Source organism: Pseudomonas sp. SBT1-2, assembly GCF_028640875.1.
GTDB classification, from domain to species: domain Bacteria; phylum Pseudomonadota; class Gammaproteobacteria; order Pseudomonadales; family Pseudomonadaceae; genus Aquipseudomonas; species Aquipseudomonas chlororaphis_I.
This window is the reverse complement of record NZ_JAQZAA010000075.1, coordinates 23,787-39,784: the sequence shown is the minus strand read 5'-3', so window position 1 is coordinate 39,784 and position 15,998 is coordinate 23,787. Positions and strand designations below refer to the sequence as shown.

The window sequence follows — 15,998 nt, the reverse complement described above, 5'->3', positions numbered from 1 at the left end:
CTCAGCACACGATCAGAGCGCCGCGGCCAGCGCCGTTGCGCTGGGCTGCTCGAGCCCCATGAAGCGCCTGACCCGCTCTCCGGCTTCTTCTTCGCGGATCGCCCGCGGGCTGGCGTCCAGCTGGATATTGCCGCCCTCCATAAAGATCACTCGATCGGAAATCGACAGGGCGAAGTCCATCTCGTGGGTGACGATCAACAGGGTCATGCCTTCTCTGGCCAGGTCGCGAATCACATTCAACACATCGCCCACCAGCTCCGGGTCGAGGGCCGAGGTCGGCTCGTCGAAGAGCATGATCTGCGGCTCCATCGCCAGGGCCCGGGCAATCGCCACGCGCTGCTGCTGGCCGCCGGACAGCTGGTGCGGGTACTTGTGGGCGTGGGCCAGCAGGCCGACCTTGTCCAGCAAGGCGTAGGCCTGCTGTTCGCTCAAGGCCTTGCTGCTGCCGTGGTAACGCGGCGCCAGGCAGATGTTGTCGAGGATGCAGCGATGGGGGAACAGATTGAAGTTCTGGAAGACCATGCCAATGTGTCGCACGCCCTCGCGCACCTGTGGGCTGTTGAGGTTGTCGCCGGCGCTGATGAAGCTGTTGCCGAACAGCACGATCTCGCCCTGGTCGATGCGCTCCAGGCCGTTGATGGTACGGATCAGCGAGGTCTTGCCCGAGCCGGACGGACCGATGATGGAAATCACCTGGCCGCTGGCGACGTTCAGGTCGACGCCCTTGAGCACCTGATGATCGCCGTAGCGCTTGTGGATGTTTTGCAGCTGCAGGGCCGGGGCGCTGCCGGCCACCGCTGTTGGACGCGGGCGGGCGTGCAGCGGTTGCGCCTGCTGCCGGAGCCGCTCGGTGCCGGCGTCGTCCAGGGTTTGTGGCGTGCGCAGGTTCAGGTCCAGATGGCGTTCCAGGCGCTGCAGCAGCCAGGCGAACAGGGTGACGATCAGCACGTAGTACACCGCCACCGCGGCCAGGGTCTCCATCACCAGGAAGTTCTGCGCATACAGGCGCTGGCCGACGGTGAGCAGTTCGGTCAGGGAGATCACCGAGATCAGCGAGGTCAGCTTGACCACGGTGATGTACTCGTTGATCAGGGTCGGCAAGGAAATGCGGAAGGCCTGGGGGATGACGATCAGCCGTTGCAGGCCGACCAGGCCGATCCCCAACGCACGACCGGCTTCCTTCTGCCCCTTGGCCACCGAGATCAGCCCGCCGCGGTGGATTTCCGCCATGTACGCCGCTTCGGTCACCACCAGGGCGAACAGCCCCGAGTAGAAGGGGTTGGACAGCACCGAGCCGGTGGCCGGAAACAGCTGGGGCAGGTTGTAGACGAAGACCACCAGCACCAGCAGCGGGATGCTGCGAAAGAACCAGATGTACAGCGCTGCCGGGGTTCTGAGCCAGGCGGCGCTGGAGAGTTTGGCCGACGCCAGGAGAAAGCCCAGCAGCATGCCGATGAACCAGGCCAGGGCGCTGAGCTGGACCACGGTGACGCTGGCGTGCCAGAAGCTGGGCAGGGAAAACAGGGAGAAGAAGTAGGACCAGTCGAATTGCATAAATACCTCAGGCGGCTTCGGATCGCCGGCATCAGGACGGGCGTCGTGCGCTCGATCAGGGGCCGGTCACGGGCGCATCCGTGCGCCGCAGTGGTTTGTCAGTCAGTCACGGGCTCGAGGTTGTATTTGCCGAGGATCGCGGCATATTCGCCGTTCCTGCGGCTCTCGGCGAAGGCTTCCTGCAGCGCCTTGTAGGTGGCGTCGTTGCCTTTCTTGACGAAGATGCCGAGGGTCTGCTGATAGATCAGGTGCTGGCTGGTGACGACCACCCGGCCCTTGGTGCGTTCGGCGATCATCTTCGCCGCGCCGGCGATTTCCACCTGGGCCTGGATGTTCTTCGACAGCAGGGCCTGGGTCACTTCAGGTGCCGAGGGGTATTCGCTGACGCTGATCGCACCCTTGTTGTTCGGCACGCAGTAGTCGCTGGAGAGCTTCTGCAACTGGCCGACCCAGGTGGTGCCCTGTTCCAGGCCGACTTTCAGGCCGCACAGGTCTTCAGGGGTTTGCGGATTCAGGCCGCTGTCCTTGGACGCCATGATCGCCGCGCCGGTTTTCGCATAGGCGATGGTCATGGCCTGGGTCTGCCGCTCCGGGGTGATGTACATGCCGGAAATGATCGCGTCGTAGCGACCGGCGTTGAGGCCGAGGATCAGGCTGGGGAACTTGGTGTCGACGAACTCGGCCTTGGCGTTCAGATGCCTGGCCAGGGCGTGGGCCAGTTCCGGGTCGGAGCCGACCACGTTCTTCTCGCTGTCATAGGACTCGAACGGCGGGTAGGTGATTTCCATGCCGATCTTCAACTGGCCGGGTGTCGCGGTCGAGGCCAGGCCGGCAGTGGCGCACAACAGGCCGGCGGTGAGCAGGGGCAGGCGAGCAACGTTGTTTTTGTTAAGCATCGTGGGTCTCTCCAGGGGATGGAAGCAAAGGGCGAAAGGGGTGTCAGGACGCTTGCGACTGATGTTTCAGGTGGCCGAAGCTCGAAGGCTTGCGGGCTTTTTCCGGCAAGCGGATCTCGCCGTTCTCCACGCGTTTGCGCAGGTACTGATAGGTCTGCAGGGCCTGGCCATACATGTGTTCGCCGATGGCGATCTGCTCGTAGTCGTCCGAGGCCTTGGCGAACTGTGGCAAAGGCTTGATCTGGGTATGGAAGTCGCAGGCGTAGAACAGCGGGAACGAGTAGCGCTCCTCGCTGACCGTGCGCACCCGGTGGGCGGTGGCGACAAAGGCGCCGGCGGTCATCACTTCCAGCATGTCGCCGATGTTCACCACGAAAGCGTCGGCAATGGGCGGGGCGTCGATCCACTGGCCCAGGTTGTTCATCACCTCCAGGCCCGGCTTGTCGGCCAGCAGGATGGTGAAGCACTCGTAGTCGGTGTGGGCGCCGATGCCGGGGGCATCCAGGGCCGCGTCATCGAAGGGGTAGTGGATCAGGCGCAGCTTGGAAGGCGGGCGGGTGACCAGGGCGTCGAAGTAGTTTTCCTCCAGGCCCAGGGCCAGGGCAAACCCGCTGAACAGGCGCCTGCCGAGGGCGAAGATGGCCGCGTAATAGGCCTGTACCGCCTCCTTGAAACCGGGCAGCGCCGGCCATTCGTTCGGCCCCAGCAGCGGCGTGTTGGCCAGGACCAGGGGATCGTCGGCCGGTACTTCGAAGCCGATGTCGAAGGCCTCCTTGTGATCCGGCTTGCCCTTGGAATACACCTCCTCGCCTTCGGGGACGAAACCCTTGTGGCTTTTCGAGGTGCCGATGTAGTGCTGCATCTTGGTGTCCAGGGGCTGGGCGAAATAGTCCCTGGCGGCCTGACGCAAATCGGCGATCAACTGTGGGTCGATGCCATGGCTGGTGATATAGAGAAAGCCCACTTCGCTGGCGGCTGCTCCCAACTGCTCGGCGACGGCCAGCCGGTGTTCCAGCTCGATGCTGAACAGGCCGGCGATGTCCACCACCGGGATGTGCTTGAAGTTGGCCTTGGCCGGGGTGTTGTCGATCTTCTCGGGCATGACGCAAGAACCTCACGGACGGGTTGAGTGGGTGAAGCGGTCGAAGTGTTCGCGCTCGGTCCTGGCCATCCACTGGTTCAGCGACCAGAGGTCGGCCACCGGCACGTTGGTGAAGGGCAGGTGATGCAGGTAGCCGTCGGCGCCGAACTCCGGGGTCAGGGTGCTGACCTGGTAGCCACGGGCCTTTTGCGAATGCCAGACGGCCTCCCAGTGTTGCTGGTGGAACGCCAGTTCACGGGCATATTCCGGGGCGGCGGGGTGCGGGACTTGCGGCCCCTGGTCATAACCGACCCGGGCCTGGATGTGGTGAACGCGCTCGACGAAGGGGGCCAGGTCATCGAAAGGATCGTCCAGCAGACGTTCGCAGGTGACGACCCAGTGGCTGATATCGCTGGTGAAGCGCAGATCGGGCAATTGCCGGATCAGCTCCAGGGTGACCCAGGGGTTGAACAGCGAGCGGGCCCGGTGAGTCTCGAAGCTGCAGAACTGGCCATGCTTGCGCGCCAGTTCCATGGCCTGGCCGAAGAACTCGACTTGTTGCGCCAGGGGCCAGCGATCGTTGCCGGCCAGGACATTGACGAAGCGCGGTGCCAGCTCGGCGGCCCAGGCGAGTTTGCGGTCCAGGTCCAGCAGGTGTTCCTGGAACGTGGCCGACTGTTTGGGCAGGACGTCGTAGGCGGTGAAAACGGTGCAGATATAGCCGAGGCGATTGTCCCGCAGGAAAGTGCCGAATTCGCCGCGTTCACGAGCTTGCAAAGGCAGGCGGGCTTCCATACCGTCGAAGCCGGCGGCCAGCAGTTCGTCGAGTGCCTGGGCCTTGCTGGCGGTATAGCCCCAGAGTGTGCGGAATATTTCCAGTTGCATCGGCTAACCTCAAAGATGTCTTGGGCTACTCATGGCACCGCAGCGGCGTGTGGCCGAGGCGGCGATACTGGGCAGTAGCAAAAGACATTCCTTGAGCCGGATCTCTGCGGATCCGATCTCACCGAGGGGGCCTGGATGGCTCACTCTCTGGCGCCGATCTTAAGCAGGCGATGCAGGCATGAAGAATAGGAAGGCTCAAATCGTTACTTCATTTTTTTCTAAACCAATAGCCTGCTACCCATGCCTGGGAGCCTCGCGGGGGGTTCCCCTGCTGTGCTATCGTTGCGGCATCATTGTATGACGATCAAAGAGAATCCCTGCATGAACGTGGCTGTCTCGGCGACAGAGCGCTTTTTGGGCTGGAGGCAGGTATTGCTGTCCACCCTGGTCTGTCTGCTGAGCACTTTTGCCGTCGCGCAACCCGAGCCTGCGGCTGTCAGCCTGGCAGACCAGCGCGCCAAGGCAGTAACTCAGGTGGTGCTGGGCATTCTCAGCTATGCGCGCTGGCCGGTGGAGCCGGCACAGCTGCGCCTGTGCGTGGTGGGGCCGACCGAATACACCGACGACCTGGTCAAGGGCACGACCCAGGCCACCGGTCGCCCGGTCCTGGTGCGGCGCTTGCTGGCCGACAACCCAGCCATCGTCAGCGAGTGCGACTCGGTGTACATCGGTAAGCTGACCGATGACCAGCGTGCCCGCCTGTTCACTTCCCTGGCCGGTCATCCGGTGCTGAGCATCAGCGAAGGCGGCGACCAGTGCACGGTGGGCAGTCTGTTCTGCCTGCGTGTCAGAGACAACCAGGTGTCATTCGAGGTCAACCTGGATTCAGTGGCCCGCAGTGGTGTGCGGATTCATCCGAGCGTGCTGCAACTCTCCCGTCGTCGACCGGCGGCGCCATGAGTCTCTTCAAATCGCCTGTTCGCCCTACCTTGCGTTCGGTCATTGGCCGCGGGCATCTGATTGTCGCCCTGCTGGCCATTTCCATGGCCAGCCTGTCCCTGACCCTGCTCGGGGTGTTGGCATTGCGGGTGTATGCCGATCACAACCTGCACCTGATCGCGCGTTCGATCAACTACACGGTCGAAGCGGCGGTGGTGTTCAACGACAGCGCCGCGGCGACCGAAGCCCTGGCCCTGATCGCCTCCACCGAAGAAGTGGCCGAGGCCCAGGTGCTCGATGCCCGGGGCCGGGTGCTGGCCCACTGGGAGCGTCCGGAAACCGGTTTGCTGAGCGACCTGCAAATGCAGATCGCCCGCGCCTTTCTCGAGAAGCCCATCACGGTGCCGATCATGTATCAGGGCCAGGAGATCGGCAGTGTTGCCTTGACCGGGCACGGCGGCAGCCTGTTGCGCTTCCTGCTCAGTGGGTTGGTGGGGATTGTCCTGTGTATCGCGGTGAGCGCCTGGGTGGCGCTGTACCTGGCGCGCCGCCAGTTGCGCGGCATTACCGGGCCGCTGCGCAGCCTGGCCGATGTGGCGCATGCCGCGCGCCGCGAGCGGGCATTCGACGTGCGGGTACCGCCGGCGAAGATTGCCGAGCTGGACAACCTGGGCAACGACTTCAATGCCTTGCTCGATGAGCTGGAGGCCTGGCAAACCCATTTGCAGAGTGAAAACGAAACCCTGGCCCACCAGGCCAGCCACGACAGCCTGACCGGGTTGCCGAACCGGGCGTTTTTCGAGGGCCGGCTGATCCGCGCGCTGCGCAGCGCCAGCAAGCTCAATGAACGGGTTGCGGTGCTGTTTCTCGACAGCGACCGCTTCAAGGGCATCAACGACAACTTCGGTCACGCCGCCGGCGACGCGGTGCTGATGGCGGTGGCATCGCGGGTGCGGGCGCAGTTGCGCGAGGAAGACCTGGTGGCGCGCCTGGGGGGCGACGAGTTCGCCATTCTGCTGACCCCGCTGCACCGCATCGAGGACGCCGAGCGTATCGCCGAAAAAATCATCGCCAGCATGGAGCTGCCGATCGCCTTGCCAGGCAGTACTTCGGTGCTGACGTCGCTCAGTATCGGGATTGCCGTCTACCCTGATCATGGCACCACCCCGGGTGCTCTGCTCAACGCCGCCGATGCGGCGATGTATCAGGCCAAGCGTGTCTCTCGAGGCGGGCAACACACCGCGGGGTCGGAGCCCCCCGTCGTTCACGTTCAATCCAGGAGCTAATTCTTTGTTTTCATTGACTCGACCTTTCATGCGACTTTTCACCGCCGGCCTGTTGCTGGCGCTGCTTTCATTGACCGGCTGCCAGAGCGTGCCGCCCAAGGGGCTGACCCCGCAACAAGTGGCGGTGCTCAAGCAGGAGGGCTTTGAGCTGACGGATGAAGGTTGGGCCTTCGGCCTGTCAGGCAAGGTGCTGTTCGGCAGCGATATCGAGACTCTGAATGCCGCCAGTACCGAGATCGTCGAGCGCATCGGCAAGGCCCTGGTCAGCGTGCACATCGACAAGGTCCGGGTCGATGGCCACACCGATGCCTCCGGCAGGGAAACCTATAACCAGCAACTGTCCCTGCGTCGGGCGAAAAGCGTGAGCAAGGTGCTGGTGGCCACGGGCATGCGTGAAGAAAACATCCAGCTGCGCGGCCTCGGCAGCAGCGAACCGGTAGCCTCCAATAGCACGGTGGCCGGGCGTACCGAAAACCGTCGCGTCTCGATCGTGGTCATCGCCGACTAATAGGCGAACACCATTGCCTGGGTCTGCCCTATCAGCAGGCCCTGATTCTGTTCAGTCACGCTGCGGATGTAATCCCACATGGTGGTCTTGGTAGGGCACTTTAGGACCGGAAAGGATCAGAATCACCTTCACATCGTTTCAAACGAGCAATAACATCCGGGGCGGTTTTAACAGTGTCGATGCGACCTGCGCCATCAAGGTAAATGTCTATCGCACTCCCCCATTTTGGCGTGATGTTTATGCATCTCCGCAGACTCTTCTCATTCCACCAGTCGAAGTTCATGAAGAACTTCTCATTGGGGAAAATATGCCCGGTGTCATATGTGGCTTGCCCTGGAAGCATTCCTTCTTTATGAATGCTGTGCTGCGTGTTCCAGATTAGCCGAAGTTCGTCTGTACCTTCTTTAGAGTAATGGACACGGACGACGGGGGTCGCCACGTACCAGAACAACAATGGGAAAACAACGAGCGCCCCAATAACATATCGGGCTTTAATATTTTTCGCAGACATGGACACTGGCGCCATCTCCCCATTCTTCCGGTGTAACTGCAAGCACTTCGTCCATGATCATTTTTGCCGTGATGCCCCCGTTTGGATACTCGTTGTAGAGTTTCATGCCGATACTAATTGAAATCCGATCCGGGACGTCGTCCCAGGCGCGCATCCCTTCTACGCCTTCTGTGGCATTAGGTCCTTTGAGCCTTTGTTCTTCTTTGGCGACGGTTATCTGCTCTCCCCACCGTCGTAATTGATCTGAAACAATCTGCTCGACCCCAGCACCATCCAGAAGGACGCCTTCAGTGAGTCCTCCAGCCATACCAACATAGCCGTAGTGAATGTTCGACCAAATATCGTAGAAGTAGTCGTACTTGCCTTGCCTGTGGCGATACCTGCCAAATTTTGCATGAATCTTCGGTTTGTGGTCCCAATCACGACCCTGGCCCACTCGTTCAGTCCAAAGGGCCATAGCTGCCGCGACGTTTGAAGCGTCGATAGTTTGAGGGCTGGTATTTCCGACTTGGGCATACCACGGCAGGGCCATTTGCTTGCGGGTCTCTTCCGCAACGTCATAGCTGAGCAGCTCTTTCATCTTCAAGACGGAGGAGTGGTGGATGTTGCTATTCATCTCATCTGCGATGTAGCTCGCCAGCTTCTCCATCATGTTCGGGTGGGTACAGCCTTCTGGCCCATCGTTCGGCTCTGGCTTCTCTTCGGGCGCCTTAGAGGCCGCATTGGGATCGACCAAAGCATTTGCAGCGGTAGCCTTCTCCATCAGCCTCGGGTCGGCCAGCAAGGTCGCCATCTTTTCATCGTCCACCGAGCCATCCGGGCGAAACACGCCGAGTGCTGCGAAGTTGATGATGGCAGCCCCCGGAGCGGGTCCCATGACAAAGCCACCGAAGACATCGCCTGACCCGGTGATGATCGTCCCACCGTGACTGGTGGGGCTCCCTAAGTGGGCCATAGGGCGGCCATTCAGGATGATCGAGGGAAACCCCGTGGTGATGACCGCGCCACAACCGCAAGTGTCACCGACTCGGGCTGCTCCCATGAAGTTGATATCTATGTCACCAGAAGCAGAAGCAATAGGTGTCGTGCCGTGACCGGGAAGAGTGCAGAGGTGTTTGTCGCCCAGGCGAGCAGAAGAAAGCATTTATCGTCCTTGCATTAGCTGATCCGCGAGGCTCTTTGTCGAGCTTCGCGAACCTAGCAAGTGGCGATGGCTAAGGCTTTAGGACGATTCTGAACTTGGTTGGAGAGTCTGTCGGGGCTGCTAATTACGATCAATCCCTGTCGCAAAACATTGGCAAGGCCAGCGGATCTTCCTGCAGGACTATGAGTCGGCAAACACCATCGCCCGGCTCTGCCCCATCAGCAGGTCCTGATTCTGTTCGGTCACATTGCGGATGTAGTCCCACAGCAGGGTGATCCGTTTGAGCTTGCGCAGGTCTTCGCGGCAGTACATCCAGAACTGTCGGGTGATGTCTATTTCCTCCGGCAGCACTGGCAGCAGGCGTGGGTCCTGGGCGGCCAGGAAGCACGGCAGGATCGCCAGCGAGCGCCCTTGCTGCGCCGCTACGTACTGGGCGATCACGCTGGTGCTGCGCAGGTTGGCGCTGGCGCCGGGCAGCACATTGGCCAGGTACAAGAGCTCCGAGCTGAACGCCAGGTCGTCCACGTAGCTGATGAATTGATGCTCGCTCAAGTCCGCCGGGCGGCGGATCGGTGGGTGCTGGTCGAGGTATTCCTGGGTCGCATAGAGCTGCAGGCGGTAGTCGCAGAGCTTGCAGCAGACATAGGGGCCGTGCTCCGGGCGCTCCAGGGCGATGACGATATCGGCTTCGCGCTTGGACAGGCTGATGAAGTGCGGCAGCGGCAGGATGTCCACCGAGATCGCCGGGTAGGCGTCGACGAAATGGCTCAGCTGCGGGGTGATGAAAAAGCTGCCGAAACCCTCGGTGCAGCCCATGCGCACATGGCCGGACAGGGCCACGCCCGAGCCCGAGACCTGCTCGCAGGCCATGTGCAGGGTGCTTTCGATCGACTCGGCATAACCCAGCAGGCGCTGGCCCTCGGCGGTCAGGACAAAGCCGTTGGTCCGGGACTTTTCGAACAGCAGGGTGCCCAGCGCGACTTCCAGCGAGCCGATGCGCCGCGACACCGTGGTGTAGTCCACCGCCAGGCGCTTGGCCGCGCTGCTGGCCTTGCGGGTGCGGGCCACTTCGAGGAAAAACTTCAGGTCGTCCCAGTTCAGCGAGCCGAGGGATGTGATGTTTTTTTGCATGATGGACCGGCTTTTATGTGCGTTCTTATTAGAAGTTTGCACATCTATACTCCAAAAACAGTCCGACAACCAACTCGCGACGCACGCCTCATTTCAAGGCGGTCCCACGCCTTGGCTCCCTGCATAAGAACCTCAAGAAGTCAGGAGACCCGTATGAACGCATCCCTCAAGTCCGACGGCACCACCTTGCAGCAGGTCAAGCTGCTGATCGACGGCCAGTGGGTCGAGTCCCGGACCAGCGAATGGCACGACATCACCAACCCGGCCACCCAGCAGGTGCTGGCCAAGGTGCCTTTCGCCACGGCGGATGAAGTCGACGCCGCCATCGAAGCCGCGCAGCGCGCCTTCCAGACCTGGAAACTGACCCCGATCGGCGCGCGGATGCGCATCATGCTCAAGCTGCAGGCGCTGATCCGCGAACACTCCAAGCGCATTGCCCAGGTGCTCAGCGCCGAACAGGGCAAAACCATCGCCGATGCCGAAGGCGACATCTTCCGCGGCCTGGAAGTGGTCGAGCATGCCTGCTCGATCGGCAGCCTGCAGATGGGCGAGTTCGCCGAGAACGTCGCCGGCGGCGTCGATACCTACACCCTGCGCCAGCCGATCGGCGTCTGCGCCGGGATCACCCCGTTCAACTTCCCGGCGATGATTCCGCTGTGGATGTTCCCGATGGCCATCGCCTGCGGTAACACCTTCGTCCTCAAGCCTTCGGAGCAGGACCCGCTGTCGACCATGCTGCTGGTGGAGCTGGCGCTGGAAGCCGGGATTCCGCCGGGCGTGCTCAATGTGGTGCATGGCGGCAAGGACGTGGTGGACAAGCTGTGCACCCACCCGCACATCAAGGCGGTGTCGTTCGTCGGCTCCACTGCGGTGGGCACTCACGTCTACGACCTGGCGGGCAAGCACGGCAAGCGCGTGCAGTCGATGATGGGCGCGAAGAACCACGCCGTGGTGCTGCCCGACGCCAATCGCGAACAGGCGCTCAATGCCCTGGTCGGTGCCGGGTTCGGCGCGGCCGGCCAGCGTTGCATGGCCACCTCGGTGGTGGTCCTGGTGGGCGCGGCGAAACAATGGCTGCCGGACCTCAAGGCGCTGGCGCAGAAGCTCAAGGTGAATGCCGGCAGCGAGCCGGGCACCGATGTCGGGCCGCTGATTTCCAAGCGGGCCAAGGAGCGTGTGCTGAGCCTGATCGAAAGTGGCATCAAGGAAGGCGCCAAGCTGGAGCTGGACGGTCGCGACGTCAAGGTGCCGGGTTTCGAGCAGGGCAACTTCGTCGGCCCGACCCTGTTCTCCGGGGTGACCACCGACATGCAGATCTACACTCAGGAAATCTTCGGCCCGGTGCTGGTGGTGCTGGAAGTGGACACCCTCGACCAGGCCATCGCCCTGGTCAACAGCAACCCCTTCGGCAACGGCACCGGCCTGTTCACCCAGAGTGGCGCAGCGGCCCGCAAGTTCCAGAGCGAAATCGATGTCGGCCAGGTCGGGATCAACATCCCGATCCCGGTGCCGGTACCGTTCTTCAGCTTCACCGGTTCCCGTGGTTCCAAACTGGGCGATCTGGGGCCCTATGGCAAACAAGTGGTGCAGTTCTATACCCAGACCAAGACCGTCACCAGTCGCTGGTTCGACGATGACAGCGTCAACGATGGCGTGAACACCACCATCCATTTGCGTTGAGGAGTCGGCTCATGAAAATCGCATTCATCGGTCTGGGCAACATGGGCGCACCCATGGCGCGCAACCTGCTCAAGGCCGGGCATCAGTTGAACCTGTTCGACCTGAACCAGGCCGTGCTCAACGAACTGGCCGAACTGGGTGGCAGTATCAGCACCTCGCCGCGCGCTGCCGCCGAAGACAGCGAGCTGGTGATCACCATGCTGCCGGCCGCGGCCCATGTGCGCAGCGTCTGGCTGGGCGACGACGGGGTGCTGGCGGGTATCGCCCATGGCACACCGGCGGTGGATTGCAGCACCATCGATCCGCAGACCGCCCGCGACGTGGCCGCGGCCGCCGCCAAGCAAGGCGTGGCCATGGCCGACGCGCCGGTGTCCGGAGGCACCGGTGGCGCGGCGGCGGGCACCCTGACCTTCATGGTCGGCGCCAGTGCCGAACTGTTCGCCACCCTGCAGCCGGTGCTGGCGCAGATGGGCCGCAATATCGTGCACTGCGGTGAGGTGGGGACCGGGCAGATCGCCAAGATCTGCAACAACCTGCTGCTGGGCATTTCGATGATCGGCGTCAGCGAAGCCATGGCCCTGGGCGATGCCCTGGGCATCGACACCAAGGTGCTGGCGGGCATCATCAACAGCTCCACCGGGCGCTGCTGGAGTTCCGACACCTACAACCCCTGGCCCGGGGTGATCGAAACCGCACCGGCCGCCCGCGGCTACACCGGCGGCTTCGGCGCCGAACTGATGCTCAAGGACCTGGGCCTGGCCACCGAGGCCGCCCGCCAGGCGCATCAGCCGGTAGTGCTGGGCGCCGTGGCGCAGCAGCTGTACCAGGCCATGAGCCAGCGCGGGGAAGGGGGCATGGACTTCTCGGCTATCGTCAACAGCTATCGCAAGCCCCAATAGGGGTTTTTCCGGGAGCCCGCGTCGGGCGGGCTCCCGGTTTTTTACCATCTCTCTTACTTCAATGGACCTCGCTCCCCTGTAGCCCGCTGGCACAGGCCGGGATCGAGTGCGCCGTCCTCGGCAATTGCGCTTGTTCAGAAAAATCAATTCATCGGTTCATGACAGTCTTACAGCCGAATATCGCCCGTAATATCTGCACAGTAGGCGATGAAGTATTCGCAAGTGGCTTTATCGCGACAATGTATAAGACATGCCCTGGCAGTATCGGGATTGATAGCTAAGGTGATTTGTGTCGACAGCATCTCTGTCGAATGACGACATGTCATGGATATGGCATGTATATAAGGTTATATCAGGGAGATAGACCATGGCAGATGTTCTGAGATACGGAGACAAAGTTCATATCAAGAATGGTTACAGTAATTGGGATGGCGGTTATCTCGATACTTGTAATCATGCGACCGCCCCGAACAGCCTTTACGGCGTAGTCACCGCAACCACTCCTCATCGCGGCCCGGGTACTGGCACCTGGGTCATCGAGTCCGCGACAGGCAAGGCAGTAGGAACCGAGGTTGAAAGTTGCGATGTGATTCTGCTGTGGAACCTCTACAAGAACGAGGGTGGCTATCTGGACACCAATGGCCACGCGACAAAACCGTCGATCTATAACGTGGTCACAGCCCTCAAGGAGTCGCGGCCGGCGGATACCCTGCACTGGCGAATCTTCGCCGATACCTCAGATCCCAAGGATTTCAAGGTGAGGGAGGGGGATGTCGTGCACTTCCTGAATGGCTACAACGACGTGCGCGGCGGGTTCCTGGATACCTGTGGGCATGCCAGTGGCGAGGGCGTCAAATATGCGGTATCGACGACCCCCTATCTGAATCGGGACGGCAATACCGGCTCATGGAAAATCTCGAAAGCCAAAGACTAAGTGCCCGATACACCACCAGGCACCGGGATGTGCAAAAGGGGACGTTGAGACGTCCCCTTTTTAGTCGTTGGATTAATAGAGTTTCTAAAGTTTTAAGTGTGGGTCGTCTGCTTGGTTTTTTTGTTTAAGCAAGCTTGTTGGAAGTTTAAGTGGGCTGTCTGTATTCGCTGGGCATGAGATGAGTGAACTTCTGGTTGGCCAATATCATTAAGCCGGGAAGTGCATGGCGGGCGTGCGCCTTATTACTGTGTTTTTATAAAAAAAGAGGCACTCTTCAATGATATGAGCGCCTCTTGAAGTTTTGTGGAAAGTCCTTCGCCGGGCCGATCAGTCAGTTTGCAAAACTGCGGCCCGCATTTTCGGGCGTCAGGCGAAAACGAAATACTTGCGCACGGTCTCCACCACTTCCCAGGTGCCTTTCATCCCCGGCTCGACCACGAAGATATCGCCGGCGCGCAAGTGGATCGGGTCCATGCCGTCCGGGGTGATCACGCAGTAACCTTCCTGGAAATGGCAGTACTCCCATTTCACGTAGTCCACGCGCCATTTGCCGGGCGTGCAGATCCAGGTGCCCATGATCTTGCTGCCGTCTTCGCTGGTGTAGGCGTTGAGGTTGACGGTGTGCGGGTCGCCTTCGAGTTTTTCCCATTTGCAGGCATCGAGCACCGGCAGCGGGTGAGTGTCGCGCAGAACGGTGATGGGGGCAGTCGCGGTCATGAGGACTCCGGGGTCTTGGCTGAGAACTGAAGTCGCACCCTATAGCGCCCGGCGCCCCATCAGTTGTCTGTACTCGACATCGGGGTGCCCAGAAACGCAGTAGCCGCCCGCGAAGTGTTGCCGCGGTTTGCATTGAAATTTCCGAGCGTGAATCAGTGATTTCCTTGCAGTTCTTGCGAAAGATTCCGCGGTCGCCGGAGCATTTCGCAAGAATCTTCACGGGCATCGCTCGTATGATTCAGGTCGAAGTGGCCGAGAGCAGCGCTATGAACACAACCCCAAGCTGGTGGGACATCAGCCCGCCCCTGAGTACCGCGACCCCGACCTGGCCTGGCGACACGCCGTTCCAGGAAGAGCGGGTCTGGCAGTATGGACCCGAGTGCCCGGTGAATGTCGGGCGCATCACCCTGTCGCCGCACACCGGGGCCCATGTCGACGCGCCGCTGCATTACAGCGCCGATGGCGCGCCGATCGGCGAGGTGCCGCTGGATGTCTACCTCGGCCCGTGCCGGGTCGTGCATTGCCTGGGCTGCGGCCCGCTGGTATTGCCCCGACACCTGGAAGGTCACCTCGACAACCTGCCCGAGCGGGTGCTGCTGCGCACCTATCGCCAGGCGCCGTTGAGCACCTGGGATCCGGACTTCAGCGCCGTGGCCAAGGAAACCGTCGAGCTGCTGGCCAGCCACGGCGTGCGCCTGATCGGCATCGACACCCCGTCCCTCGATCCGCAGCAATCGAAAACCATGGACGCCCATAACGCCGTGGCCCGCCATGGGCTGGCGATTCTCGAGGGCATAGTGCTCGACGAGGTGGCCGAAGGCGACTACGAACTGATCGCGCTGCCCCTGCGTTTCGCCCATCTGGATGCGAGCCCGGTGCGCGCCATCCTGCGGCCTTTGCCGCGATAATTCCTACAATAGTATTTACAACAACAAAGCTTCGACCCCACGCGCCCTCGATCAAGACTGGCGCCGGGTGATCGATCAGCCGCGACCTGACATGAGGAGCCCACGCGATGAGTCAATGTCCCTATTCGAGCAACCCGCCGCCCGATGGCTGGCATAACGCCGAACTGAATTTTTCCAATTCCATGAGCTACGGCGACTACCTGGACCTGGGGCGCATCCTCAATGCCCAGCACCCCTTGTCGCCGGACCACAACGAAATGCTCTTCATCATCCAGCACCAGACCTCGGAGCTGTGGATGAAACTGATGCTGCACGAGCTCAAGGCGGCTCGCGAGCACGTGCATCAGGGCCAGTTGCCGTCGGCGTTCAAGATGCTCGCGCGGGTGTCGCGGATCTTCGACCAACTGGTGCACGCCTGGGCGGTGCTGGCGACCATGACCCCGTCCGAGTACAAGTCGATCCGCCCGTACCTGGGGCACTCGTCGGGCTTCCAGTCGTTCCAGTACCGCGAGATCGAGTTCATCCTCGGCAACAAGAGCGCGACCTTGCTGCGCCCCCATGCCCATCGTCCGGAACTGCTCGAGGAGCTGGAGCTGGCGATCGCCACGCCGTCGCTGTACGACGAAGCCATCGGCCTGATGGCCAAGGCCGGGCTGGCCATCGACCCCGAGCGCCTGGCCCTGAACAGCCAGGCGCCGACCCAGCATGACCCGTCGGTGGAAGCCGCCTGGCGCGAGGTCTACACCGACCCGTCGCGCTACTGGGACCTGTACCAGCTGGCGGAGAAATTCATCGACCTGGAGGATTCCTTCCGCCAGTGGCGCTTCCGCCATGTGACCACGGTGGAACGCATCATCGGCTTCCAGCCCGGCACTGGCGGCACCGAAGGCGTCGGCTACCTGCGCAAGATGCTCGACACCGTCTTGTTCCCCGAGCTGTGGCGCGTGCGCTCGACGCTGTAAGCGGCAGGCCAGCAAAAAGGCCC

The 15,998-nt window shown here is 61.7% G+C and carries 16 protein-coding genes; 8 read left to right on the top strand and 8 right to left on the bottom strand.

Annotated elements, in window-relative coordinates:
* Nucleotides 1-12 precede the first annotated feature (12 nt).
* The 4 genes from PVZ78_RS12875 to PVZ78_RS12860 all read right to left on the bottom strand — a co-directional run bounded on the left by PVZ78_RS12875 (nt 13) and on the right by PVZ78_RS12860 (nt 4,416).
* On the bottom strand, nt 13-1,554 hold the full coding sequence (locus PVZ78_RS12875; RefSeq protein ID WP_273828767.1) for an amino acid ABC transporter permease/ATP-binding protein: 1,542 nt from the start codon (nt 1,552-1,554) through the stop codon (nt 13-15).
* Between the two features lie 98 nt (nt 1,555-1,652).
* Nucleotides 1,653-2,450 carry an ABC transporter substrate-binding protein gene (locus PVZ78_RS12870; RefSeq protein ID WP_273828766.1) on the bottom strand — a complete coding sequence of 266 codons (798 nt, stop codon included), beginning with the start codon at nt 2,448-2,450 and terminating at the stop codon, nt 1,653-1,655.
* Between the two features lie 43 nt (nt 2,451-2,493).
* Entirely contained in the window at nt 2,494-3,552 is a 1,059-nt protein-coding gene (locus PVZ78_RS12865) for an isopenicillin N synthase family dioxygenase (RefSeq protein WP_273828765.1), read from the bottom strand.
* 12 nt (nt 3,553-3,564) lie between these two features.
* Nucleotides 3,565-4,416: a sugar phosphate isomerase/epimerase family protein gene (locus tag PVZ78_RS12860; protein WP_016704197.1), complete on the bottom strand. Its 852-nt coding sequence runs from the start codon at nt 4,414-4,416 to the stop codon at nt 3,565-3,567.
* A 321-nt stretch (nt 4,417-4,737) separates the two neighbouring features.
* Between PVZ78_RS12860 and PVZ78_RS12855 the strand changes: the two genes are divergently transcribed.
* The 3 genes from PVZ78_RS12855 to PVZ78_RS12845 are packed head-to-tail and all read left to right on the top strand — an operon-like array spanning nt 4,738 to nt 7,089.
* Complete coding sequence (locus PVZ78_RS12855; protein ID WP_028681599.1) at nt 4,738-5,316, top strand: YfiR family protein; 579 nt, start codon at nt 4,738-4,740, stop codon at nt 5,314-5,316.
* A complete protein-coding gene (locus tag PVZ78_RS12850) occupies nt 5,313-6,581 on the top strand; it encodes a diguanylate cyclase domain-containing protein (protein WP_009046849.1) in 1,269 nt (422 codons plus the stop codon). Before PVZ78_RS12855 ends, PVZ78_RS12850 begins: the two co-directional genes overlap by 4 nt.
* 28 nt (nt 6,582-6,609) lie before the next feature.
* Complete coding sequence (locus PVZ78_RS12845) at nt 6,610-7,089, top strand: OmpA family protein (protein WP_151263569.1); 480 nt, start codon at nt 6,610-6,612, stop codon at nt 7,087-7,089.
* A gap of 100 nt (nt 7,090-7,189) precedes the next feature.
* Here the strand turns inward: PVZ78_RS12845 and PVZ78_RS12840 are convergent, their stop codons facing one another.
* From PVZ78_RS12840 to PVZ78_RS12830, 3 genes are all read right to left on the bottom strand, one after another.
* Nucleotides 7,190-7,600 carry a hypothetical protein gene (locus PVZ78_RS12840; RefSeq protein ID WP_273828764.1) on the bottom strand — a complete coding sequence of 137 codons (411 nt, stop codon included), beginning with the start codon at nt 7,598-7,600 and terminating at the stop codon, nt 7,190-7,192.
* Nucleotides 7,581-8,744 carry a polymorphic toxin type 44 domain-containing protein gene (locus tag PVZ78_RS12835; RefSeq protein ID WP_273828763.1) on the bottom strand — a complete coding sequence of 388 codons (1,164 nt, stop codon included), beginning with the start codon at nt 8,742-8,744 and terminating at the stop codon, nt 7,581-7,583. Before PVZ78_RS12835 ends, PVZ78_RS12840 begins: the two co-directional genes overlap by 20 nt.
* 180 nt (nt 8,745-8,924) lie before the next feature.
* Nucleotides 8,925-9,875 (bottom strand): LysR family transcriptional regulator, encoded by a 951-nt coding sequence (locus PVZ78_RS12830; RefSeq protein ID WP_009046852.1) that lies wholly within the window; start codon nt 9,873-9,875, stop codon nt 8,925-8,927.
* A gap of 153 nt (nt 9,876-10,028) precedes the next feature.
* On the opposite strand from PVZ78_RS12830, the gene PVZ78_RS12825 reads away from it, so the two are divergent.
* From PVZ78_RS12825 to PVZ78_RS12815, 3 genes are all read left to right on the top strand, one after another.
* Nucleotides 10,029-11,555, top strand: a complete 1,527-nt coding sequence (locus PVZ78_RS12825) for a CoA-acylating methylmalonate-semialdehyde dehydrogenase (protein WP_009046853.1) — start codon at nt 10,029-10,031, stop codon at nt 11,553-11,555.
* A gap of 11 nt (nt 11,556-11,566) precedes the next feature.
* The gene (gene mmsB / locus PVZ78_RS12820) at nt 11,567-12,454 is read left to right on the top strand and encodes a 3-hydroxyisobutyrate dehydrogenase (protein WP_009046854.1); all 888 of its coding nucleotides are present in this window, start codon (nt 11,567-11,569) and stop codon (nt 12,452-12,454) included.
* A gap of 367 nt (nt 12,455-12,821) precedes the next feature.
* Nucleotides 12,822-13,388: a hypothetical protein gene (locus PVZ78_RS12815; protein ID WP_028681603.1), complete on the top strand. Its 567-nt coding sequence runs from the start codon at nt 12,822-12,824 to the stop codon at nt 13,386-13,388.
* Between the two features lie 366 nt (nt 13,389-13,754).
* Here PVZ78_RS12815 and PVZ78_RS12810 read toward each other — a convergent pair whose 3' ends face one another.
* A complete protein-coding gene (locus PVZ78_RS12810; RefSeq protein WP_007922165.1) occupies nt 13,755-14,105 on the bottom strand; it encodes a cupin domain-containing protein in 351 nt (116 codons plus the stop codon).
* Nucleotides 14,106-14,371: 266 nt separating this feature from the next.
* Here PVZ78_RS12810 and kynB point away from each other — a divergent pair, with 266 nt between their 5' ends.
* Both kynB and kynA read left to right on the top strand, forming a co-directional pair.
* On the top strand, nt 14,372-15,013 hold the full coding sequence (kynB, locus tag PVZ78_RS12805) for an arylformamidase (RefSeq protein WP_009046856.1): 642 nt from the start codon (nt 14,372-14,374) through the stop codon (nt 15,011-15,013).
* Between the two features lie 107 nt (nt 15,014-15,120).
* Nucleotides 15,121-15,975, top strand: coding sequence for a tryptophan 2,3-dioxygenase (gene kynA / locus PVZ78_RS12800; RefSeq protein WP_273828762.1), 855 nt, complete (start codon nt 15,121-15,123; stop codon nt 15,973-15,975).
* Nucleotides 15,976-15,998 lie beyond the last annotated feature (23 nt).